Consider the following 22,041-nt stretch of genomic DNA (forward strand, 5'->3'; position numbering starts at 1 on the left):
CTCGTCGTTCTCCCCTCGCTACGCCCAGATCCCGACGTTCATGCGCCTGGCCCACGACCCGCACCCGAAGGGGTACGACGTGGTGGTCATCGGGGCCCCGTACGACGGCGGGACCAGCTACCGGCCGGGGGCGCGGTTCGGTCCGCAGGCGATCCGCTGCGAGTCGGGGCTCATCCACGGCGTGGGCATCGACCGGGGTCCGGGCGTCTTCGACCTGATCAGGTGCGCGGACGCCGGGGACATCGACCTGACCCCGTTCAACCAGCAGGTGGCCATGGCCACCGCGCAGGGACGGCTGGCGGGCATCCTCGCCGACAACGCCGCCTTCCTCATGCTGGGCGGGGACCACTCGCTCACCCTCGCGGGGCTCCGGGCCGTCGCGGCGCAGCACGGCCCGGTCGCCGTGCTGCACCTGGACGCGCACTCGGACACCAACCCGGCGATGATCGGCGGGGAGTACCACCACGGCACCCCCTTCCGGCACGCGATCGACGAGGGGATCGTCGCGGCGGACCACATGGTCCAGCTCGGCATCCGGGGCCACAACCCCCGGCCGGACTCGCTGGACTACCCCCGATCGCACGGCGTCCGCATCGTGACGTCCGACGACTTCGCCGACCTCGGGGTGACCGCCACGGCCGCCCTGATCCGGCGGACGATCGGTGACCACCCGGTCTATGTGTCGGTGGACATCGACGTCTTCGACCCGGCGTTCGCCCCCGGCACCGGGACACCCGCCCCCGGCGGGCCCACGTCCCGCGAGATCCTCGCGCTCCTGCGCAGCGTGGGCGACCTCAACCTGGTCGCCATGGACGTGATGGAGGTGTCACCGCTCTACGACCACGGGGGAATCACCTCGGTCCTGGCGACCGAGGTGGGTGCGGAACTGCTCTACCAGTACGCCCGACTGCACGTGAAGGACAAGGAGAACAACTGATGGCGATCATCGACGCCACGGCGCACGCCGACCGGCTCCGTGCTCTCGTCCAGCGGCTGCCGGAGGTACCCCGCCGCGACCTGTACACGTACCTGGAGACGGCCGGAGAACTGGCGGCCGAGCTCCCCGAGGAGATAGCGGCGGCGCTCGACGGGTTCAACGGCGCGGGCAACGAGGACGGCTACCTCATCTTCCGCGGCCTGCCCGCCGAGCCCGACTTCGACCTGCCGGCCACCCCGACCAGCACCCCTGCCCCGGTCGACCGGAGACGGCTGGCCATGGAGGGCCTGCTCGCGGTCTTCGGCCGTCGGCTCGGTCTGCACACCGGGTACGCGGAGCTCCGCAACGGCACCGTCTACCACGACGTCTACCCGTCGCCCGGCGCCCACCACCTCTCCTCGGAGACCAGCGAGACGCTCCTGGAGTTCCACACGGAGATGGCCTACCACGTCCTCCAGCCGAACTACGTGATGCTCGCGTGCTCCCGCCAGGACCACGAGGGCAAGGCGCAGACGCTGGTGGGTTCCGTCCGCAAGGCGCTGAAGCTCCTGGACGCGGAGACGATCGCGCACCTCCACGAGCGCCCGATGCCCTGCTCGGTGGACGTGGCCTTCCGCGGCGGCGTGGAGGACCCGGGCGACATCGCCCGCGTCAGCCCGCTGTACGGCCCGGCGGACGACCCGCTGCTCGGGTACGACCGGGAGCTGCTGCATCCGCAGGAGCCGGCCGACCAGGAGGCGGTGGCCAAGCTGTCGAAGGCCCTGGACGATGTGACCGAGGCGGTCACGCTGACCCCGGGCGATCTGCTGATCATCGACAACTTCCGTACGACGCACGCGCGTACGCCGTTCACGCCGAGGTGGGACGGGCACGACCGCTGGCTGCACCGCGTGTACATCCGTACCGACTCCTACGGCCAGCTCCCCACGGGCGCCGAGCGCGCCGGGGACGTCATCACCTTCACCCCGCGCGGGTGAGGACACGCGGGGCCGGCCGGGCCCGGCCCCGCGTCTCCGTCCCGCTCCCCGGTCCTCAGGAGAGGGTGAGCGTCCGCAGGTGCTGCGGGCCGACGACCCGTGAGCCGGGCGCGGCGGCCCTGGACAGCTCCTCCGCGGCCGAGGCGCTGACGGAGGCGGCCAGCAGCGAGGGCGTCTCCGTCAGCGCCGTGGCCATGTCGTCGTGGTGGCAGGGGATGAGCAGCGGCGGGTTCCCCAGGGCGTCCAGAAGCCGCCCCAGATACCGGTGGACCGCGGCGTGCGAGGTCATCGGGATCAGCGCGACGTCCGGCCGGATTCCGGTCAGTTCGCGTTCCACGAAGTTGGTGGCTCCCATGAGCAGGATCGACGGACCGCCGTCGACCGACACCTGGTAGGCGAGGGTCTCCCCCTCGACGAGCTCCCCGATGGTGAAGGGCCGCGACGGCGTCGCGCAGTGGTGCCCGGGAGCGAAGTAGCCGTGGTCGGCCGTCTGGCTGTGCAGGCTCCGGAAGACCTCCACGGTGTACCCGTCGAACTGGAGGAACTCCCCGCCCTTGACCTGGATGACGTCCTCGACGCGGTCGCCCGGCGTCTCCATGGCGGTGAGCAGGTGCCGGACCGTTTCGTCGCACACGGTCCTGATCCGCGCGGACGCCCAGCCCGGCCGCGCGAGCAGCTGGGGCACGTCCGTGACGTGGTCGAAGTGCCCGTGGCTGACCATGATCAGCTCTGGCGCCCCGGCGAGGTGCCGCTCCGCCACCCGCTCCACGACGTCCCGGTCGGGCCGCAGGGGCATGCCCGGATCGAGCGCCCCCGCCGGGTCCGTACAGGGCACCCGGCTGATGTAGGGGTCGAAGAGCAGACTGCGCCGCCCGTCGATGACGATCTCGAACCCGGACACCCCGAGCCACCGCAGCTCCACCCGCGTGGTGTACGCCTTCGGGCGCGCCGCCGCCCACCCGGGAGCCGCGGCCCCCGCCCCCGCCCCGACCGCGACACCGGATACCGCCAGAGCCCCTTTGAGAACCGCCCGCCGCCTGGCCAATGCGTCACCCGTTCACGTCCGTATCGATCACCAAGAGTGAAAGTGATGATACGTGAAGCGACGAAAGGGGTGATGTTTTCAGGCTGTTAGGGGGGAAATAGGGCTTCTGTGGATCTGTTCGACGGGTGACCCCGGGGGCGAAGATCCGGTCGGGCACTTCAGACGTTTCAGGCGCGGGCGCTGTACCAGGAGGTGCAGCCGTGGCTCTTGCCGGCCTTCATGACGCAGCCGCGTATCTGGACCTTGGTGCCTTCCTTGAGGTTCTTCGTCTTCTTGACCTGGGCGGGGGCGGTCTTCCCCGCCGTGCCGATGTCGATGATGATCTCGCCCGTGGAGACCTGCTTGACCTGGCCGCGGATGGAGTAGCCGTCGCTCGCCAGGTCGTTCACATACAGCGTGTCGCCGAGGTGACTGGCCACGATGGGGTCGGCGGACCAGTGAATGTTGCCGATGTGCTTGCCGGGGTGCCACATTTCGAGGAACCGGCTGTCCGGGTTCTTCATACCCGAGTCGTTCCAGTGGAGCTCGGGGGCCGCGTGGGCGGCGGGAGCGGTCAGGACGGCCCCCGACAGCGCCGCGACGACGACAGCGGCCACCGCGGTGACGCGCCGGGCGGACGTGATGATGGACATGATGTGCCTCCTTGCTCTGAACTCCGTGGGCCGACCCGGCAGATGCGCCCAGCGCTTCCCCCAGCCGCATAGCTGCAGGTGAGACGGCGCGGATCGACCGGAAACAACTCTAGGCAGACGTGGTGCCGGACGAATTGACCATCAGCGCCACGTGCTTGACGCTCCGCGCCGACATCGCTCACCGCTCTCGTCCTGGCCGGAGAGCGGCCGTGCGGGACCATGTGGCGTACTGCTCAAGGGAGTCTGAGCCGCCCACGGAGCTCGCTGACGTAGGCGCCGATATCGCGCTGTACGGGGAGCCCGTCGTCCCGGGTGCGCTGCCGGGGCCCGTCGGCGCCGGACCGGCACGGCCGGCAGAGCCCGTCGGGGAGGGCTTCGGACGGTCCGGGGGTGCGGCACTCCGTGCACTCGACGAGGAGGCGGCGGCCGGGCGGGGCTCCGCCGGGCGCGGTGCTCTCGGCTGGCAGCGGCGGCGGGACCTTGGTGGTGAGGCGGTGGCGGAGGAGGGCCACGGGGGAGTCGACCTCGGCCGGGAGCCCTGCCGTGAGAGCCGCGGTCAGGTAGTCGACGCCCACGCCCCGGTCCAGCCACTGTGCCGCTCGGGCTTCCAGGGCCGCGCAGTCGTTCGCGGAGAGGGCGAGCCGGGGGTCCTGGCGACCGAGGCGGGCCAGGGCGAGGTAGGCGGGGGAAGGAGTGGGTACGTCGGTGGGGTCCGGGGGCGCCTGTTCCGTACGGGGAGTCTGCGGGACTTGGGCGGCTTGGGGGGCCTCGGGGGCTCCGGCGGCTTCGAGGGCCTCGGGAGCCTCGGAGGCTTCGGCGGCCTCTGCGGCGGTTTCGGTGGCGAGGTAGGTGTTCCACCACTCGTTGTCGCGTGGGGTGCGGGACCAGAAGGTGCGGAAGACCCAGCGCGTTTCGTCGCCCGCGCCGACGGAGCACCGTACGCGTCGCAGGTGTCCGGCGACGGAGAGGGCGTTGAGGGCGGTGGAGATGGCCTGCTGCCCGTAGAGGGGGAGCTGTTTGGCGAGCTGCTTGACGCTCATGGCCGCGCCGTCGGGGAGGTGGTCGACGAACCCGGCGACGTACCGCTCGCGGGTAGGGAGGAGCGCGAAGTCCTGGCGCGTACGGGGTTGTTGGCCGGGGGTGGAGCGTTTGCCGTAACCGGGCTTGGCCATCGGGTACGGGGCGGCGGGTGCGGGGTCAGGCAGGGCGGAGCTAGGCTGCTGTGTAGCCACGGGATCGTCCTTTAGGTTGTGCGCGATCTTGCGGTCAGACCCCGGCCTGGTGCGCCAAACACCTGCCGGGGTCGCTTAGTTCTCGAACCGTAAGCACTCGTGACGCTCCGCCGCAAGCTGTCACGATTAGTCATACTTCCCCGGTTGCGACCAGGGAGGGAGGTGGGGGAGGTTTTCCCAACCCCCTTCTTCTACCCCCCGGTTACAGAAGGCGCTCGAACCTCGAAGCTCGCGTCCCGACGCCCGTGGCCCGGGTCCCGAGCTTCGGGGCGGGGACCCGTCCTCGTACCCCCGAAGGCGTGAACAGACCGGCCCGGGGCTCGAACCCCGGAACCCGGGAACCGGGCTTCGAGTCTCGGGCCCCGGGCCTCGGGATTCGGCGCAGGTCACCGCGCGGGGCGCCCTGTCCCGCCCTCCAGGAGGGGGCCGGTCAGGGGCTTCAGGCGCGGCCGCTGTACCAGGACGTGCAGCCGTAGCTCTTGCCTGCCTTCATCACGCAGCCGCGTACCTGGACCTTCGTGCCTTCCTTGAGGTTTTTCGTCTTCTGCACACCGGCGGGCGCCGTCTTCCCCGCCGTGCCGATGTCGATGACGATCTTGCCCGTGGAGACCTGCTTGACCTGGCCGCGTATGGAGTAGCCGTCGCTCTGGAGGTCGGTCACGTACAGCGTGTCGCCGAGGCTACTGCCCGCGACGGGGTCGGCGGACCAGTAGACGTTGCCGATGTGCTTGCCGGGGTGCCACATGGAAATGAACCGGCTGTCCGGGTTCTTCATCGCCGTCGTGTCCCAGGTGAGCTTGGGGGCCGCGTGGGCGGCGGGGGCGGTCAGGACGGCGCCTGACAGCGCAGCGACGACCACGGCGGCCACTGCGGTGGCGCGCCGGGCGGACTTGATCATGGACATGGTGTCTCCTTGCTCTGTACGTCGGACGGGCTTCATCTGCCGCACGGGCCCTTGCCCGGACGGTCCGTCAAGTGCCGTTCTGGAGGCGGCTTCACTGGCTGGATTCCGCCAGCCGGCGCGGCAGGTAAGCCCAGCACTCTGCGCCCTCCCCAGTCACATAGGCCCAGGTGGGACGCTCGGGTTGGCCAGAAGTAACCATAGGCAGGCGTTATGCGGGACGGATTGACCATCAGCGCCAAGTACTTGACGCTCCGTGCCAAGCGGCTGGTGCGGGGGACCTGCGACAGCCCTCTTCCCTGCCGCCCGAGAGCCGACGACGCCACCAGAGGTCGGAGCGCCACTGCCGACGGCCGGCAAACGGATCGGGAAGAGTGCGCGCGAGGTACGCGGTGTCCAGAGGGGCCACGAGGCGCTTCAGCTCGGACCGGGCCCGGACCGGGAGCTGCTCCAGGACCAGTTCGAGCACGTCGCGTGCGTGCCTCACGTCGTCGAAGGAACAACCGCGGCACGGGCACTCCGCGTCCTGCGGAGAGAGAGGCCGACGCCCGGGCGGTTGCAGAAACGCCCGGTAACGCCGCAGCGCACGGTTCGTGGCACCGGGGTAGACGTAGTAGTCGGACGTGAGCCTCTCCGCGCGATGGATCGCGAGGCTGGTGCGGGCGGAGAGCCCGTGGAGCCGGTCCGGCGGCGGGTCCTCCCAGACGCGAGGACCATGCTGTTCGGCGCGCAGAGCACCGGGCCGTCTACGCGGCATCGGCCTTTCGGTATGCGGTCATGAACCCCATCATGTCAGCCATCCCTCCATGCCCCCGCGGCCAGGAGCAACGGGACACCCCTGAAGCCCGCAGGGGGACGGGGGCCCACCGTACGTCCGGTCTCTTGGCGTGAGGCACGGCTGCCGCGCCAAGGACGGCGAGCCGGAGTCTCCGACGCGAACAGGACCGATGAGGTCAGATACCGGCGCATTCGTCGACGATGGCGCAGGCGCTGCGAATGCCGCGCAGATAGGTGTCGATGCCGTCATCGCCGCGCATGTGGGGCGCGTCCCGGAACCACTGCCGCCACAGGCCGTCCTCCTGGAGGAGACGACCGGCCCGGTCGCTGTGCAGGACGGAGTCCGTGTACGCCAGGGCGCCCATGGCTGTCGGCTGGTCGTAGGCGAGGTCGGGCCGACGCAGGTAGCGATCCAGGTAAGCGGCCAGCAGGTCGGCGTCCTGTGCGGTGCCGAAACTCGACAGCGCCACGCAGTAGGCCCCACCCGCGCAGCAGACCTCGCTCTCCAGCAACAGCCCTCCCAGCCGCCCGCGGAAGTGGTCACGGCGCGAGACGGCGGCGAGCCAGGCTGCGGTGCGCCGCTCGCGCCAGCTTCCCTGGAAGAGGAGGGTGAGTTCGGCGTCCGAAACGGCCCTCGCGTCACGGGCCAGGGCATGAACGAACGGCTCGTACGTCTCGCGCGGCATCCGAAGCACCGCTCCGCCGAGCTTCAGGTAGCGGCGTCCCGGGAGGCAGTAGCGGCGGTACAGAGCCTGTATCTCGGAGTCGTGGCGGATCACCAGCCCATCCTCTCGCGACGTGCACGCGGCTGATGGGGCGGGTGCTGTGCGTCCGCGCGTCAGAACGGCGGATCTTCGGAGCCGCCTCCTGTCCCGTTGTCTGCCGACGCGTGGCCGAGATCGGCCAGGCGAGCCTGCCGTGCACGGGATGCGATGTCGTCCGCGTTCTCCAGGTCACGGGTGTCGTGTCCCCAGGTGTTGAGCGCGGTCAGGCACCGTCACTCACCGTGCGCAGACCGCGGAGGTCGAGCCGGAACCCGAGAGGTGACGGCGCTTCGCCCCGGAGGGGGCGGCATATTGCCGTGCGGACGCAGGGGGCCTGACCTCATAGTGCGGGGATGGATGAAGTCAGCGTTCCTGGGGCCGTGACGTTTTCGGAGCGGTCGAGCGAGCGGCTGGGGTATCCGCGTGATGCCCGGTTGCTGATCATCAACTGCGACGACTTCGGGATGTATCCGGAGATCAACGCGGCGGTGGTCGAGGCGGTGGAGGAGGGCATCGCCAGTTCGTGCAGCCTGATGGTTCCTTGTCCGGGGGCGGCGGAGGCTATGAAGATGCTGGGTCTCCGGCCGTGGATTCCGTTCGGGATTCACCTCACTTTGGTGTGCGAGATGCCGGACATCCGGTGGGGCCCACTGACTGCGAGAGAACGAGTGCCCTCACTGCTGGACCCTGCGGGCGAGTTGTTCCCGCCGACTCCCGACGGCCGGGCGGCCCTGCTCGGCCAGGCCCGTCCTGAGGAGGTCGAGCGTGAGTTCCGTGCCCAGATCGATGCCGTGGCCCGCGCCGGGCTCACGCCGACCCACCTGGACTTCCACTGCCTGGCCGATGGCGGCCGGGACGACGTCCTCGACCTGACCGTCGCGCTGGCGGCGGAGTACGGGCTCGCGGTTCGGGTCTGGCTCGACCCCGGGCGCCGGGCGATGCGGAGACGGGGGTTGCCGGTCACCGACAACGGCTTCCTGGACAGCTTCGCCCTGGACATCGAGGGCAAAGCGGCCCGCTATGTTCAGCTCCTGCGTGACCTGCCCGCCGGACTCAACGAATGGGCGGTGCATCCCGGTCTGGGCGGCAGCGGGTCGCGGGCCGTCGACGGTGGCTGGGACGTGCGGCGGACGGATTACGAGTTTCTGACATCGCCGCAGGCCCGTGAGGCTCTTGAGCGGGAGAACATCACCGTGATCGACTATCGGGGAATTCAGCGAGCCTGGTCCCGGCTCGTGGGTCCTCGGCAACCGACCGGCTTCCGCTCCGTGGACGACGACCGACCGCTGAGCTGAAGGCGTTCAGCCTGCGGCGGCCGGTCGTCCGGCCCGGGTTCGGGCGTTGGCGAGACGGCGAGACGGCGAGACGGCGAACCAGGGACCCCGTCCGCGAGGGCGGGCCCCTTCCGGTCGGGCTCACGCGCCGCGACCACCGGTCAAGGGCGACTCCTCTGCCGGTGCCTGCCCCGGCCGGATCGTGACGATGACCGGCCAGATGAGGCTGTAGATCAGGATCTTGGTCAGCGGGTTCAACCACGCGAGCAGGAGCGCCCCGCGTTCCGTGCCGCCGACGAACCACGTCATGCCGACGAGGAGGGCGCAACTCACCCCGTAGGCAAGGAGAAACCGCAGCCATGACCGCCATTCCCGCAGGACGCGGGCCCGCCCGTACAGGACCGGACGCGGCCTTTCGGGAACTCCCCCGAAGCGCCGCCCGAACTTCTCGTCCGCCCACCGCAGGGTGTCGTGCCCGAAAGCGACGGTGAATCCGAGATAGGCGGCGGACAGCCCGTGCCAGATGGTGACTTCGGCACCGTCCCTGAGGCTGATGACCGTGGCGGCCAGCAGGACGATGTCCAGCAGGGGAACGCAGAGCAGGACGCCGCCGCCGAGCCGCTTCCAGCCCTTGATGTAGCGAGCACTCAGTCCGGCCGCCAACAGGACCCAGAAGAGAACATCACAAGCGATGATCAGGTACAGGATGACTTGTTCACCTCGTGGCGACTTCTTTCCCCGCTCAACCAGGGGAGTTGAGATTCTCCGGCGACAGAGCCAGCCGGCCGCTTGTGACTGGCGCGCGTACGGGGTGGGTCATGATCGGCAGGTCATACAGTTTTCCACGAGCAGCACCTCGTACGGGTGGTGCTCCCGCGCATCTTCCAAAAGTGGCCGGAAACCTAGGCCGTTGTGGAGACTGCCGAAGCCGACCAGGCTGTACGTGTCCCTTCATGGGCACGCGGGGAGGACGAGGGATGGCCCACTTCCGCCTTCTCACTGCTCACGGAGACCTCTCAAGCGCGTGGGCGTCGTGTCCCGCCGAGGCGACTCAGCCTTCGTTGAGCCTGCGCCATCTTGACGTCGCTGGTGAGCGGGGTGGTGTGATCGTTGAGGGCCGTACTCACCCAGGTCGTGGGCGGCTGTCTGCGGTCTGAGGCATCGGGCAGCGGTTTCGGGCGGTCTGTCCGTTTCCAGGTCACGGGGCCGGGCGGGTTCGCAGGCTCGCCGGGTGACGGAGATCAGCGAAGTCGCCGAACGCGTCGCCGCCCGCCGGACGGAACTCAACGAGGAGGAGAAACTCCTTCTCGAGCAGCTCGAGAAGGTCCGCGCCGAGCGCGAAGACCTTGCCGCGAAGACCTTGCCGCGGTGATACGTGCAGGGGGAACGCATGCATGCCCAGCCGGAAGCCGAGAAGGCGACGACCCGGGCCGTACCGGTGCAGGCCGGCGGCCGGGGCGTGCTACCGGTCCCGAAGCGCGAGGCGGGCATGAGCGAGGACGCGTCGCCGCCGGACTACCAGCAGATCATGAGCATCGTGCGCCGCTGGCGTGATGAGCTGATATCCCTGCTCGCCGCCCGCGCTCCGCGCCTGGACCACGCCCTGAAGAAGATCGCGAAACGGGGCGGCGAGGTCGTCCTGACCGACGGCACCCTCATCCCCACCGTCCGCCGCACCGAACGCGACAATCGGCCCGGCTACGGCGAAGGCCGGCCACCGCGGGTCCGTCGCCTTCCCCACCGGCGCGGGAAGCCCGTAAGCGCGGGCCTGGCCGACCTTTATAATCCCACGGTGCACGACATTGAATACATTCCGGCTCAGCAGCGTACATGGTGGATATGGTCAGGAGTGGCCACAATCCTGGCGCTCTACACGCTCTACGCCTCGACCGTGGGGCGGCAGCCGGACACCAGCATCGGGTCACTGCTCGTCGCACTCGGCTGGATGGCCATACCGGCCGCCCCCTGGCTGGCCTGGATGGCCCTCGGACGCACCCGCATCAACACCGACGGCATACAGGTGGTGCGGCCTCTGCGGTCCCGCACCGCCCGCTGGCACGAGATCTCCGCGATCGACGTGGACCAGGTCGGCGGCTACAGAGGGCGTTACGACTACTGGATCAGGATCAGCTGCCACAGCGGCACGTCGTTCCGGCTGCCCGCACCCATGACCTCCGATGCGGGGCGGGACCCGCTGTTCGACGAGCGGCTGCAAGAGATCAGACACCGGTGGAGCGAAGCCCACGGGCCCACTGCCCGAGAGCCTGAATGAACGCGCGCGGCCACTCACCGGCAGTGGCCCTGGCTGGACCCCGTGGGCCTCGTACGCGCCCGGCCCCGTGACCTGGAAACGGACAGACCGCCCGAAACCGCTGCCCGACGCCTCAGACCGCAGACAGCCGCCCACGACCTGGGTGAGTACGGCCCTCAACGATCACACCACCCCGCTCACCAGCAACGTCAAGATGGCGCAGGCTCGTTGAGCACGTCCCTGGCCGCGTAGTAGGCGTGCAGTGCGGCCTCGCTGCCTGATCCGAGGGCGGTCATGATGCGTTGGAAGCGGGAAGACCGGAGGTCACCGGCGACGATGACGCGGGGGTGCTGGCCGGTCGGCGGGCAGTACCCGTCCAGACCGCGAGTCAGATCGCCGGACGGGGCAGTCGGTGCGCTGCCGATGCTGAGGTGGGCGGCATCCGCCGTGATCGTCTGCCGACTGCCGTCCTGTCCCACCGTTTCCGCTGACACCGAGGTGCCCTCCGTGGGCGCCAGCGTCAGGTGCTCGACGGGGAAGAGCACGACACGGGGGTCCTCGCGGACTTCTTCGACCTTGTACGCGTCGGCCGCCGGGTACGCCACGAGCAGGCGGGTTTCGGTGGTCGGGTGGGCGCGCAGGAAGGTGCCGATCGGACGGTCACCGCCGAGGACGAGGAGGGTGCGCCCCTCGGCGTTGTCGGCTTCAGCCTCCCAGAGCGGAGTCAGGGCCAGGCCGCTGGGGGCGGTGATCCAGGTGACGTCGTGGGGCTGGAGGGGGCCGACGCCGGTGGCGACGACTGCGTAAGGGGCCGTGAAGCGGGCGCCGGTCCCGACCGTGACGGTCACGTGGGCTTCGTCGGCGCGAAGTTCGGTGACGCGCCGACCGAGTTCGAGGCGGCACAGCTCCGTGCTCTTCAGCTCAGCGACGATGGCATCGGCCAACTGGGGGCCGTCGGTGTAGCCACCAAGGACGTTGTTCAGGGCCGGGATGCGGTAGAGGTTGCGGCACAACTGGTCCGGCTCGATCAGGATCGAGCGCATGCCGACGCTGGCGGACATGCGGGCGGCAGCGCAACCGGCCGGGCCTCCGCCGATGATGATCAGGTCGGTCGCGAAGGGGATGTCGGCCATGGAAGCTATTCCAGCACCGGAGACGCCGCGTGTGCGGTGAGTTGGCCCATCACATGGCGTGTGCTGACGAGTTGGCCGGTCCCGATCAGACGCCGGGCGACGGTGAGACCGGCGTCGTGCACGTCCGGCCCGGCGTCGCTGGCACAGGCGTCCGTGACGATCCAGGGCGCGTACCCGTGCTCGAAGGCGTCAGCGGCGGACTTCAGGACGCAGCTCTCGGTAGCGATTCCGCAGAAGACGAGGTCGGTCCAGCCGGCCCGGCGCATCAGCTCTGCGGCCTCGGGCGTGAACAGCGTGTATCCGGTCTTGTCGACGACCGCGTGCGCGTGCCCCGCCGCTTCGGCGAGCTCGGGAACGATGTCGGTCTCCGGCGGTCCCTGGAGCCGACGCCACTGGAAAGAGCGCTCGTAAGGGCTGTCGGGATAGTTGAAGTACCGGGTGAAGACGACAGGGCGCCCGGCGGCGGACCATCTGGCGACGAGGTCGGCGACTGCGGGTACGACGTGGCGACTGTGGTGGTTCACGAAGCCGTTCTGCATGTCGATCACGACCAGTGCGGCACTGCTGATGTCCATTCGCGGTCTCTCCCGCCTGTTCTCGGCCGACGCTCTCGCGTAGAGCGTCCTGCGCGGTGCACAAGAAGCGCCAGCTGTACTGCTCGGGCATGGAGGGGTCCTGGCCACTCTCGACCACCTGCTGGAGGTGGCAGGTGAAGCACCACAGGGCCTGGATGGTCAACTCGCAGGTGAACCAGTTCGGCCAGGCTGTACGCGCCTCTTCGAGGGCGCACGGGGAGGGCGAGGGATGGCCCACTTCCGCCTTCCGGCGACTTTCGGTGTCCAGGAAGATGCTCAACGTAACCTTCACGAGCGGCGCGAGGAGAGACGCGATGGGGCAGCACGGGGACGGCAAAGGCGGCTCCGAGGGCGACAGGAAGCAGTCGCCGAAGGAGTCGGACGGTCGGTGGAGCGGGCCGGTGAGCAATCCGCCGAAGAAGAAGTGACCGGGACCGGGGCCGGGACCGGGGCGGGGCTGTGAGCTCCCCCGCAGATCTGCTGGCGATCCTCCGCGAGAAGGGAGCGGCACTCGGGCCGTGGGAAGACGCCGTGTCCTCCGTACGGCGGGAGCTGTTCCTGCCCGACGAGATCGAGGTCGGGGACGAACTCGTCTCCCGCGCCACCGCCCCGGCGAGGTGGCTGGAGGTGGCCTACAGCGATGTATCGGTGACCACCCAGGTCAACGACGGCCGCCCCACGGGACCGGACGAGTACCGGTTGCCGACGTCATCGAGCTCGCAGCCGTCCGTCATGCTGGAGATGCTGTCGCTGCTCGACGTACGGGCCACCGACCGCGTCCTCGAACTGGGCTCCGGTACCGGCCTCAACGCGGCGTGGCTCGCCCACTGCGTCGGTTCCCATCGTGTCGTCTCCGTCGAGATCGATCCCGTAATCGCCGAGCAGGCGGCCAAGAACACCCTGGCAGCGGGTCTTTCCCCGCTCATCGTCCAGGGCGACGGTGAACAGGGCCGGCCGACCGGCGCCCCTTACCAGCGCGTCATCGCCACCTACGCGGTCGCGTCGATCCCGTACGCCTGGGTGGAACAGACGGCGGCCCCGCACGGCCGGATCGTCGCCCCTTGGGGCGGGTCCTTCTTCCCCTACTCCTACGCGGTCCTCGATGTCCGGAACGGCCACGCGGAGGGGCGGTTCACCGGCTACCCGGCCTTCATGCGGTCCCGCAACCCGCGCCCGGCCCGGGGCTTCCTCGACGACTTCCTGCACCATCGCGAGGCCGCCGACTCCACCACGACCGGTATCTCTCCCCTGCGGATCGCCCAGGACCCCGACGCCCTGTTCTACGTCGGTCTCGCTCTGCCCGACGCCTGGCACCTGCCCGTCCCGGCGGACGACGGCAGCGGCGAGATGACCCTCTGGATTCTCGCGGACGACCAGACGTCCTGGGCCTCCGCCGACTACACCCCCGGCCGCCGCGAGTACGCCGTCGCCCAGTACGGCCCCCGCCGACTCTGGGACGAAGCCGAAGCGGCCTACCGGACCTGGGACACCCTCGGCCGCCCGTCCCGCGACCGGGCCGGTCTGTCCGTCACCGCCCACGGACAGTGGGTCTGGCTCGACACCCCGGAAAACGGCCTCTCCGCACTCACCGATCCACCGGGCCGCCGCCGGTAGCCGCCAGGGGCTGAAGACGGCCCTCGGCGGCTACCGGCTCCGGTTCAACTCCTCGCGCCCGAAGGGGTCTTGGCGGTGTTTCGTACGGGGATGGGGGCGTGGTGAGTACGTCGTGCGGCCGGGTCTGGCGCCGGACCCGAGCGTCATCCCGGCGGCGAGGTCTCCCTTGTCTCTCTGGACGCTTGAGGTGGTTCCGCAGAGGCGGAGTTGGGTAGTTGCTGGGATGTCAGCCGCCGAGGAGACCGAGGACGGCCCGCTCGTAGACCGCGTAGACCTGTGGCAACTCGGCCAGTCGGGCGCGCTCGTCGATGCCGTGCAGCCCCTCGTACGGCACCCCGAAGCCGGCTGTGGCGGGGATGCCGTTCCCGGCGAGCAGGTTGCCGATGTTCGACGGCCCCGCCGTCTTCGCCCTGACCGTGAGACCCACTTCGGCGGCGGCGGCCAGCAGGGCGGCGGCGGGCTGCTCGTCCTCGGCCAGGCGAAACGGCGGCCAGGCCGCGACCTGGACGACCTCCGTGGGTGCCGGGCCGGGCAGCTCCGCGTCGAGCTCGGCGACGGCCTTGCGGACCAGCGCCCCGGCGTCGTGGGCGTCGAAGACCGGGGTCGTACGTACGTCGACGTTGATGTCGACCCGGTCCGGGGTGACGGAGAAGCCCTGCCCGCCGTGGAAGGCGGTCACCGACAGCTTCGGCGGCAGCGGGAACCTCGGATCTCCTTCGGTGCAAGGGAGTTCGGCCGCGTCGAGGAGCCGTACGAGGTGGGCGGCCCGGGAGATGGCGCCGATGACGGTCCTGCTGGAGCCGGAGTGCCCGGAAGGGGCGTGCACGGTGATCGACGCCCGCCACAGGCCCCGGCCGCCGACCACCACCTCGTCCATGCCGGGATAGCCGATCATCACCCCGGCGGGGCGGGCCGCGTGCGGGTCGGTGAGGTAGGCGCGGGCGCCGCCGAAGCCACCGGTGTGCTCATCGACGTCCAGGAGTACGGCGAGCCCACCGTGCAGCTCGGCGGCGCGGGGAGCGAGGTCGGCGGCGATGTGGCAGAACAGCGCGGCGGCCAGTTTGGAGTCGGCCGCACCCCGGCCGCGCAGCCAGCCGTCCACGACATCGCCGACAGCCGGAGGGAAGGACCAGGCGGTCTCATCGCCGTACGGGGCGGTGTCCACGCACGCGTCCAGCGTCCACCAGGAGCCCGGCCTCCCACCGGGAATCTCGACCAGCAGCCCCACCAGGGCGCCCGCGCCGTCATGCAGGCGGCGGTGCGGCAGCTCGCGGGAGGTGAGCCAGTCCTCCAGCACGCCGAGGACGGGCCCGTAGTCGTCGATCCCGCCTCGGCTCGGCCGCCGGATCAGCTCGCCCGCCAGCTCGACCACGGAGGCCATGCGATCCTGGGCCACCTGCGACAAGTCCTCGATCACGCTTCTCCCTTGCGCCTGGTTGTGCCGCACCGGCAGCGCGCGAACGGCCTCGATCGTCTCCAGCGGCCGCGCCGAGGCACAAGCCTCCCGCCCCTGGTGGACCAGGCCCACCGCCGCCTCGCGGCCGAGCGTCATCCCGGCGGCGAGTGCCCCGATGGCCAGGGCGGCCACCGGGAGCCCCCACGCCGCGAGGTTCACGTGGTCAACTCCGGTCGCCCCAGCGTGAACCAGACGACCGTACGCCCCGGATAGCGGGGGCCGCCGCTGCCCGTCCCCCAGGCCAGCGCCAGGCTCTCCACGAGGGCGAGCCCGCGACCGTGCTCCTCCTCCGGACCAGCCGTCGGCGCACCGAGGGCGCCGAACGCCCCGTTGACCGGCCCGCCGTCATCCGTAACGGCGACAGTGACCCGCTTCCGGTTGACGGCCACGTGGACCCGGATGAGCGGCGTGCGAGTGTGGCAGTGGGCGTTGGTGACCAGCTCGGTGACGCAGAGCCGGGCGTCGTCGACCAGCCCCGGGTGTCGGCTGACGCCCAGCAGCGAGGAGAGGAAGTCCCTGGCGATCCTGGGGGCGTTGGCGGTGTTGGGCAGGGTGAGGCGGTAGCTCTCGCCGCCGAGTGGGTTCGGCTGTACGGGAGTTGGGGTGGCAGCGGTCATGTTGTTCTCCCCATGCGGTCCGGTGCTGCGAACGGATGTGCTGTTCCTCGCCCGTGGCGATGGCTGTACGGGCGCACGCCCCAACGCGCGCCTGTGCAGCTGCACTTCGGGGTGGCCGAGGTGTTGAGGGAGACCATAGCGTCGAGTCGCACTTGTCGTACCTAGATGGATTATTAAGTAGCCGAATGGATTACGGTGGTGGTGCTGGTCACACTGTGAGGCGACAAGAGGAGAGGCCGATGCCACCAAGGAAGGCGCCCACCGCACGGCAGTGTCGCGTAGGTGCTGAGCTGCGCAAGATGCGGCAGAGCGCGGGACTGGCGCTCGCCGATGCTGCCGCCCTGCTCAGGGTGGAGCGCACCACCATCAGCAACACGGAGTCGGGGCGCTTCGGAGTGAGCGGCGAGCGGGTCCGTAACTGGGCGGGCGGCTACGCGTGCCCCGATGAGGCGTACGTGGAAGCGCTCGCCGCGATGGCGGAGGAGCGGGGCCGGGGCTGGTGGGAGGACTACCGCAACGACCTGACCAGCGAGGCGCTGGATCTGGCCGAGCTGGAGCATCATGCGGTGGGTATCAGGGCGGTGCAGATCATGCATATGCCTGGGCTGCTTCAGACCGAGGACTACGCCCGCGCGGTGCTCGCGGAGACCGTTCCGCCCCCGGCCCCAGCCCGACAGAGGCGCCATCTCTCCCATCGGCTCAAGCGCCGGGATGTCCTCGATCGGGAGAACTCGCCGACCTGCACGTTCCTCATCCATGAGGCGGCGCTGCGGATGAGGTACGGCGCCTCCAGCGTCGCGCGTGGCCAGTTGGAGTACCTGTTGCGTGAGTCGGAACGCGACAACGTCACCGTTCGGGTGGTCCCCTTCGCTGTCGGCGGCTTCCCGGAGGCCGGAAGCTCGACGCAGTATGTCTACGGACCCGTTCCGCAGTTGGATACCGTGCTGACGGACACGGCCACCGGGTCTGCGTTCCTGGACGCCGAGACGCGTCTGGTGAACTATCGGGCGGCGATGGACCGGATCGAGGGGCTCTCTCTTGATCCGCGCAAGTCAAGAGACTTCATTCGTGAGGTCGCACAACAAGTGTGAGGCGTGAAGTACGTGGAAATTCAGTGGCGCAAGTCGTCGAAGTCGTCGAACGCCGAGGGTAGCGCCTGCCTGGAGCTTGCCGAGCATGACGGCGAGATCCTGCTGCGTGAGAGCGACAACCCCGACGTGATCGTCCGTACGACGCGCACCAAGCTCCGGGCGTTCCTGGGCGGTGCGAAGGAAGGCGAGTTTGACGACTTCGCCTGAGCCTTCCCGGCCTGGCATCGAGCGGTCCCCATCGGCGCAGATGGGGGCCGCTCGCTGTTTGTATAACTTGTTTATTCGCCAAGAATCACTCGTTAGACGTCAAACACTTGATACTCGCCCGCACGACACGCTAGCTTCCAGACGTGCCGCCCCGTCATGCGGCGGCCAACTCCCCTTTCGCCTGCGCCCGTTGGGGGAGGTTCAACCGGGGCGCCCCCTTCCCTCAGCTCGTCACGCCGGCCGTGGGCAGGGGGCGTTCCTGGCGTCACGTCAGGAGGCTGCGTCATGCTCGATCACGTCCCCGACCCCGTCGAACCCGTCCCGTTCGCGTACTGGTGCGAGCGGTCCACGTACGGTTCGGCGGACGCGGATCTCGATGAGCCCGACTGCTTCGTGCGGTACTCCGCCGCCACGCCCGACCTGGCGATCCGGCGGATTCGGGAGGAGGCGCGGAACCTGCTCAGCGGGTTACCGGAGGGCGAGCGGCCGGTTCTGGGGTGGGCCGAGGGGCCGGGGCGGGTGCGGGCCATCGGGGCGTTGCATCGCGGGCGTGCCTGCGGGTTCACGTTGCGGCACGGGGACGGGTGGAGCGAGTGGATCGTGCGCCCGTATCCCGTGTTTCCGGTGGATGCGGCGGCCCTGCTGCCCGTTCTGCCCCTGGAGCCCGAGCCGTGCGGGAGGTGCGCGCACTGCGCGTAGGGGGCTGGCCGATACTGGTTCGGCGGGACCGTGGGGGCTCGTGCCGATCTGCCGGGTGGCTTCCGGCGGGCGGCGGGCGGCAGTCGGCAGTCGGTTTCTGTGCGTGGAGAAGGGCCTCATGGTGGATCGGGACCGCATACTTCGGCTCTGCCAGGGTGCCGTCTGGTTGGCAATGTTTTTCCTCTGCGTTCATGTTCTGCAATCGATGTGGATGGTCGTCCTCGTCAGCCTGGCGGCGGGAAGCATCAGCGGCATCCTTCTGCCCCATCTGTTCCATCGGAAGGGCTCCAGCGGGCAGGGCGAGCGGTCCGTCGGTGCTCAGGGCTGACCCTGGCCGGAAGCAGGTGCGGGTGCGGGCGCGGGCTAGATGAATGAGTCCAAGGGCTCGTAGCCGTAGACCGTCGGCGAACGGGGTGGCACACGTCGCTGCCATGGCTGCCCCGCGAGTGCACGGCGTGCCGGTCGTTCTGGCGGTCAGCGGAAACCACGTGGCGCGTGCTCGGCAACTCGGAGGCTGTCTCGGTCGGCGCCCCAGATGGGCAATAGCCTTGAGTCTCCAGTGACTGGAGACAGCAGAGTTGGGGACATGGACGTTACGACCCTCTACTCGATCGGGGAGCTTTCCCGGCGGACCGGCTTGTCCGTGAGGACCATCCGGTTCTACTCCGATTCGGGGGTGGTAGCGCCGACCACCCGAAGTCCCGCCGGTTACCGGCTCTACGACCTCAACGCACTGCTTCGTCTGGAACTCCTGCGCACACTGCGCGAGCTGGGCATGGACCTGGCCACGATTCAACGGGTACTGGACCGCGAGCTCTCAGTGGCGGAAGTCGCCGCGTCGCACGCCGACGCCATGGACGTCCAGATCCGGGTGCTGCAACTGCGTCGGAGTGTCCTGAGAGTCGTGGCCGGACGCAGGTCCGATCCCGAGGAGATCAAGCTCATGCACAGGCTCACGCAGTTGTCCGGCGAGGAACGCCGACGTCTGATCGAGGAATTCATAGACGGCACCTTCGGCACAGTGGATGCCGATCCTGCCGCGACGGCCATGGTTCGCGCTGCCGCTCCCGACCTCCCCGAGGATCCGTCCGGCGAGCAGATCGCCGCGTGGGTGGAGCTCGCCGGGCTGGTCGGCGATGAAGACTTCCGGGCCAGGATGCGCCGCATGGCCATATGGCAGGCCGCTGGGCGCCCGCTCGACATCGAGAGCGAAGCGGGCGAGGAACTGATGGATTTCACCCGTCAGAAAGTGGCCGACGCCATGGAGTCGGGCATCGACCCGCTCAGCAACAGGGCCGTACCCGTCATGGACGACCTCGTGCACCGCTTCGCCGAGGTGTTCGCGCGCACCCCGGACACGGAATTCCGGGACTGGATGGCCCAGCAGTTCGAAGAGGCACACGATTCCAGGGTGGAGCGGTACTGGCGGCTGGTGTGGATCGTCAACGGCTGGCAGGTAGTACCGAACCTGATTCCGGTGTACCCCTGGCTCATCCAGGCCCTGCGAAATGACCGCGCCGCATAGGCACCGCAGTGCAGACCGCTCTCGATTCCTGAACGGGTCCACGGAGTGGTCTGCGTACGTGGCGCGGGGGGCATCCGATGTCGGTGTGTGATGACAGACTTGCAAGAGCCCGGCCGGTGTCGTTGCGCGGATCCTGTGCCGGATTTTCGCCCTCACAGCGGTGATCTGGCACAACGACCACACCGAACAGCCGGTCAAAAGGTCGCTGATCGCTTACGACCACTGATCGTGAGACACCCCTTGGACTCATTCATCTAGGGCAGTGATGCGGGCCCACCGTTACGACCCGGCGCCCGAGCCTCGCCGAAGACGCGCCGGTACGCGCCCGGCGTCGTGCCCAGTGCCGTACGGAACCGGCGTCGGAGGTTGACGGCGGAGGACAGTCCGACCCGGGCCGCGATCGTCTCGACGGGCAGGTCCGTCCGCTCCAGCAGGGCCCGTGCGGCGTCGATGCGCTGCTGGAGCAGCCACTGTCCGGGGCTGGTGCCGAGCTGCCGGACGAACCGGCGGGCGAAAGTGCGCGGCGAGAGCCCCGCGCGGTCGGCCAGCCGGTCGACGGAGAGGTCCGTGTGGTCCAGCCGGGTCAGGGCCCACTCCAGGACCGGTGCCAGCGACTCGTCCGTACCGGAGAGGGCCGGTCCGGCCGCGTACTGGAGCTGGCCTCCCTCCCGGTGCGGCGGCAGGACCATGCTGCGGGCCACCTGGGCGGCGTAGGCGGTGCCGTGGTCGGTCCGTACGAGGTGGAGGCAGAGGTCGATGCCCGCGCCGCTGCCCGCGCTGGTCGCCACGTCGCCGTGGTCGACGTAGAGCACGTCCGCGACGACGTCCACCTCGGGGAATTCCGCCGCCAGTTGGGCCGTGCGCCGCCAGTGCGTGACCGCGCTGCGGCCCGCCAGCAGCCCGGCCCGGGCGAGCACGAACGCCCCCGCGCAGATCGACACGACCCGCGCCCCGCGCCCGTGCGCGGCGCGGAGCGCGGCGAGCGCGTTCTCCGGTACGGGGCCGCCCGGCGGCTCCCAGCCCGGGACGATCACCGTGTCCGCCCGCTCCAGGGCTTCCAGACCCGCTTCGACGAAGAGGGAGGGGCCGGTCGTGGTGCGCAGCCGGCCCGGCCGGGCCGTGCAGACCTCGAAGTCGTAGGCGGCGGGAAGGTCCGGTCGGGCGCCTGCGAACACTTCGGCCGCGCAGGCGAGCTCGAAGGGCGACTGCGGCTCGTTGAGCAGGGCGACCACCTGATGCCGGGATGAGGCCGATGAGGTCATGGCATAAAAGTACCCAACAATGTCATGGCAGACACTCGTCCCGGTGGAGCGTGCCGGGTGAGGGTGGGGCCATGAGTGAAGAGACCCAGACGGTCACCCTGCTGAAGACCGTCGTCAACGTCGATGACGTGGACCCGCACGAGGTGGTCCCGGGAATCCTGCGCCGTCGGCTGCCGGGCACGGAGTACGCCCGGGGCTGGCTGATCGATTTCGCCGCCGGTACGGAGTGGCCCGAGGTCGACGAACACCTCACCGAGGAACGGTACTTCGTCCTGAGCGGCGAGGTGATCGACGGCGGCGAGCGCCATGGGCCGGGCTCGTACGTGGTGTTCGCGCCGGGCAGTGCGCACCGCCCGCGTACGGAGACCGGGGCGCGGATGCTCGGTATCTCCCTGATGGCCGCCTGAGCCGACGGCCGCTCGACGGCGGTTCGGCGGGGCGGGTGCCCCGGCGGCCAGGTGCCCCTGCGGCCGTCCGCCCGGCAACGGGGGTTCGGGCGGGCGGCGGGGGGTGCCGGTGGGGGAGGGGGAGGGAAATGCCGTGCGGGGGGCGCCGCGTCCTTGGCAGACTCGGGCGCATGACGGAGAAGATCACCCGCATCAACCCCGAGCAGTTGCACGACACACCCGGCTACCACCACATCACCGTCGTGGAGGCCGGTCGTACGGCCTATCTGGCGGGTCAGTGCCCGCTCGGCCCGGACGGCGAACTCGTCGGTTCCGGCTCCCACGAGGAACAGGCGGACCAGGTCGCCGCCAACGCGCTCACCGCCCTGGCGGCCGTGAACGCCGAGCCGCACCACGTGGTGCGGTCGGTGATCTACGTGAAGAGTGATGACGGGCCGGTGCTCGCCTCGGTGTGGACCCGGCTCAACGCCTCCGGTCTCGGATCGGCGTTCACCACCGCGAGCACCCTGCTGGGCGTCGCACAGCTCGGCTACCCCGGGCAGCTCGTCGAGGTCGATCTCACGGTGGCGCTGCCGGAGTGAGGCCCGGGGGCGCCCCTGCGCGGGAGGCCGGGGAGTGCCTCTATGCGGTCGGTCACGGTTCAAGGCCGGTGGGTTCGTTCGGTC

25 protein-coding genes and 1 pseudogene are annotated in these 22,041 nt (G+C 69.8%); 14 read left to right on the top strand and 12 right to left on the bottom strand.

Translation table 11 applies throughout. The annotated features are described in order from the left end of the window. The first annotated feature begins 40 nt into the window (after nt 1-40). Both B7C62_18895 and B7C62_18900 read left to right on the top strand, forming a co-directional pair. Nucleotides 41-937: an agmatinase gene (locus B7C62_18895; GenBank protein ARF77252.1), complete on the top strand. Its 897-nt coding sequence runs from the start codon at nt 41-43 to the stop codon at nt 935-937. Beyond that, nucleotides 937-1,914: a clavaminate synthase gene (locus B7C62_18900; protein ARF74081.1), complete on the top strand. Its 978-nt coding sequence runs from the start codon at nt 937-939 to the stop codon at nt 1,912-1,914. The genes B7C62_18895 and B7C62_18900 overlap by 1 nt, the downstream gene beginning before the upstream one ends. 55 nt (nt 1,915-1,969) lie before the next feature. On the opposite strand, the gene B7C62_18905 is transcribed toward B7C62_18900, so the two are convergent. The 6 genes from B7C62_18905 to B7C62_18930 all read right to left on the bottom strand — a co-directional run bounded on the left by B7C62_18905 (nt 1,970) and on the right by B7C62_18930 (nt 7,280). Continuing rightward, complete coding sequence (locus B7C62_18905; protein ID ARF74082.1) at nt 1,970-2,959, bottom strand: MBL fold metallo-hydrolase; 990 nt, start codon at nt 2,957-2,959, stop codon at nt 1,970-1,972. 167 nt (nt 2,960-3,126) lie between these two features. Further along, entirely contained in the window at nt 3,127-3,591 is a 465-nt protein-coding gene (locus tag B7C62_18910; GenBank protein ARF74083.1) for a hypothetical protein, read from the bottom strand. A gap of 233 nt (nt 3,592-3,824) precedes the next feature. Further along, on the bottom strand, nt 3,825-4,823 hold the full coding sequence (locus tag B7C62_18915) for a MarR family transcriptional regulator (protein ARF74084.1): 999 nt from the start codon (nt 4,821-4,823) through the stop codon (nt 3,825-3,827). Nucleotides 4,824-5,262: 439 nt separating this feature from the next. Continuing rightward, nucleotides 5,263-5,727, bottom strand: coding sequence for a hypothetical protein (locus B7C62_18920; GenBank protein ID ARF74085.1), 465 nt, complete (start codon nt 5,725-5,727; stop codon nt 5,263-5,265). 229 nt (nt 5,728-5,956) lie between these two features. After that, the gene (locus B7C62_18925) at nt 5,957-6,370 is read right to left on the bottom strand and encodes a hypothetical protein (protein ARF77253.1); all 414 of its coding nucleotides are present in this window, start codon (nt 6,368-6,370) and stop codon (nt 5,957-5,959) included. A 307-nt stretch (nt 6,371-6,677) separates the two neighbouring features. Beyond that, nucleotides 6,678-7,280: a hypothetical protein gene (locus B7C62_18930; GenBank protein ARF74086.1), complete on the bottom strand. Its 603-nt coding sequence runs from the start codon at nt 7,278-7,280 to the stop codon at nt 6,678-6,680. 338 nt (nt 7,281-7,618) lie between these two features. Between B7C62_18930 and B7C62_18935 the strand changes: the two genes are divergently transcribed. Then, nucleotides 7,619-8,560, top strand: a complete 942-nt coding sequence (locus tag B7C62_18935) for a hypothetical protein (GenBank protein ID ARF74087.1) — start codon at nt 7,619-7,621, stop codon at nt 8,558-8,560. A gap of 120 nt (nt 8,561-8,680) precedes the next feature. On the opposite strand, the gene B7C62_18940 is transcribed toward B7C62_18935, so the two are convergent. Next, nucleotides 8,681-9,202: a hypothetical protein gene (locus B7C62_18940; GenBank protein ARF74088.1), complete on the bottom strand. Its 522-nt coding sequence runs from the start codon at nt 9,200-9,202 to the stop codon at nt 8,681-8,683. Between the two features lie 826 nt (nt 9,203-10,028). Here B7C62_18940 and B7C62_18945 point away from each other — a divergent pair. Both B7C62_18945 and B7C62_18950 read left to right on the top strand, forming a co-directional pair. Continuing rightward, nucleotides 10,029-10,316, top strand: a pseudogene (locus B7C62_18945) (hypothetical protein). Nucleotides 10,317-10,331: 15 nt separating this feature from the next. Next, nucleotides 10,332-10,811, top strand: coding sequence for a hypothetical protein (locus B7C62_18950; protein ARF77254.1), 480 nt, complete (start codon nt 10,332-10,334; stop codon nt 10,809-10,811). Nucleotides 10,812-10,999: 188 nt separating this feature from the next. On the opposite strand, the gene B7C62_18955 is transcribed toward B7C62_18950, so the two are convergent. Both B7C62_18955 and B7C62_18960 read right to left on the bottom strand, forming a co-directional pair. After that, a complete protein-coding gene (locus B7C62_18955; GenBank protein ID ARF74089.1) occupies nt 11,000-11,923 on the bottom strand; it encodes a pyridine nucleotide-disulfide oxidoreductase in 924 nt (307 codons plus the stop codon). 5 nt (nt 11,924-11,928) lie between these two features. Then, complete coding sequence (locus B7C62_18960; GenBank protein ID ARF74090.1) at nt 11,929-12,498, bottom strand: hydrolase; 570 nt, start codon at nt 12,496-12,498, stop codon at nt 11,929-11,931. 56 nt (nt 12,499-12,554) lie between these two features. On the opposite strand from B7C62_18960, the gene B7C62_18965 reads away from it, so the two are divergent. Next, nucleotides 12,555-12,926: a hypothetical protein gene (locus B7C62_18965; protein ARF74091.1), complete on the top strand. Its 372-nt coding sequence runs from the start codon at nt 12,555-12,557 to the stop codon at nt 12,924-12,926. 103 nt (nt 12,927-13,029) lie between these two features. Next, nucleotides 13,030-14,112 (top strand): protein-L-isoaspartate(D-aspartate) O-methyltransferase, encoded by a 1,083-nt coding sequence (locus B7C62_18970; protein ARF77255.1) that lies wholly within the window; start codon nt 13,030-13,032, stop codon nt 14,110-14,112. A 226-nt stretch (nt 14,113-14,338) separates the two neighbouring features. Here the strand turns inward: B7C62_18970 and B7C62_18975 are convergent, their stop codons facing one another. Together B7C62_18975 and B7C62_18980 are read right to left on the bottom strand one after the other, a co-directional pair. After that, nucleotides 14,339-15,529, bottom strand: coding sequence for a peptidase dimerization protein (locus tag B7C62_18975; protein ARF77256.1), 1,191 nt, complete (start codon nt 15,527-15,529; stop codon nt 14,339-14,341). A gap of 194 nt (nt 15,530-15,723) precedes the next feature. Beyond that, on the bottom strand, nt 15,724-16,185 hold the full coding sequence (locus tag B7C62_18980) for a hypothetical protein (GenBank protein ARF74092.1): 462 nt from the start codon (nt 16,183-16,185) through the stop codon (nt 15,724-15,726). Between the two features lie 239 nt (nt 16,186-16,424). Here B7C62_18980 and B7C62_18985 point away from each other — a divergent pair, with 239 nt between their 5' ends. The 5 genes from B7C62_18985 to B7C62_19005 all read left to right on the top strand — a co-directional run bounded on the left by B7C62_18985 (nt 16,425) and on the right by B7C62_19005 (nt 19,707). Further along, nucleotides 16,425-17,276: a transcriptional regulator gene (locus B7C62_18985; protein ID ARF74093.1), complete on the top strand. Its 852-nt coding sequence runs from the start codon at nt 16,425-16,427 to the stop codon at nt 17,274-17,276. Between the two features lie 12 nt (nt 17,277-17,288). Beyond that, nucleotides 17,289-17,483 (top strand): DUF397 domain-containing protein, encoded by a 195-nt coding sequence (locus tag B7C62_18990; GenBank protein ID ARF77257.1) that lies wholly within the window; start codon nt 17,289-17,291, stop codon nt 17,481-17,483. Between the two features lie 285 nt (nt 17,484-17,768). Further along, the gene (locus tag B7C62_18995; GenBank protein ARF74094.1) at nt 17,769-18,182 is read left to right on the top strand and encodes a hypothetical protein; all 414 of its coding nucleotides are present in this window, start codon (nt 17,769-17,771) and stop codon (nt 18,180-18,182) included. Between the two features lie 118 nt (nt 18,183-18,300). Next, nucleotides 18,301-18,510 carry a hypothetical protein gene (locus B7C62_19000; protein ARF74095.1) on the top strand — a complete coding sequence of 70 codons (210 nt, stop codon included), beginning with the start codon at nt 18,301-18,303 and terminating at the stop codon, nt 18,508-18,510. Between the two features lie 258 nt (nt 18,511-18,768). Further along, nucleotides 18,769-19,707 (top strand): MerR family transcriptional regulator, encoded by a 939-nt coding sequence (locus B7C62_19005; protein ARF74096.1) that lies wholly within the window; start codon nt 18,769-18,771, stop codon nt 19,705-19,707. Between the two features lie 254 nt (nt 19,708-19,961). Here B7C62_19005 and B7C62_19010 read toward each other — a convergent pair whose 3' ends face one another. Beyond that, the gene (locus B7C62_19010; protein ARF74097.1) at nt 19,962-20,939 is read right to left on the bottom strand and encodes an AraC family transcriptional regulator; all 978 of its coding nucleotides are present in this window, start codon (nt 20,937-20,939) and stop codon (nt 19,962-19,964) included. Between the two features lie 101 nt (nt 20,940-21,040). Between B7C62_19010 and B7C62_19015 the strand changes: the two genes are divergently transcribed. Both B7C62_19015 and B7C62_19020 read left to right on the top strand, forming a co-directional pair. Beyond that, nucleotides 21,041-21,376 (top strand): anti-sigma factor, encoded by a 336-nt coding sequence (locus B7C62_19015; GenBank protein ARF74098.1) that lies wholly within the window; start codon nt 21,041-21,043, stop codon nt 21,374-21,376. 128 nt (nt 21,377-21,504) lie between these two features. Continuing rightward, nucleotides 21,505-21,957 carry a hypothetical protein gene (locus B7C62_19020; protein ID ARF74099.1) on the top strand — a complete coding sequence of 151 codons (453 nt, stop codon included), beginning with the start codon at nt 21,505-21,507 and terminating at the stop codon, nt 21,955-21,957. Nucleotides 21,958-22,041 lie beyond the last annotated feature (84 nt).

The organism is Kitasatospora albolonga (assembly GCA_002082585.1).
Classification (GTDB): Bacteria; Actinomycetota; Actinomycetes; order Streptomycetales; family Streptomycetaceae; genus Streptomyces; species Streptomyces stephensoniae.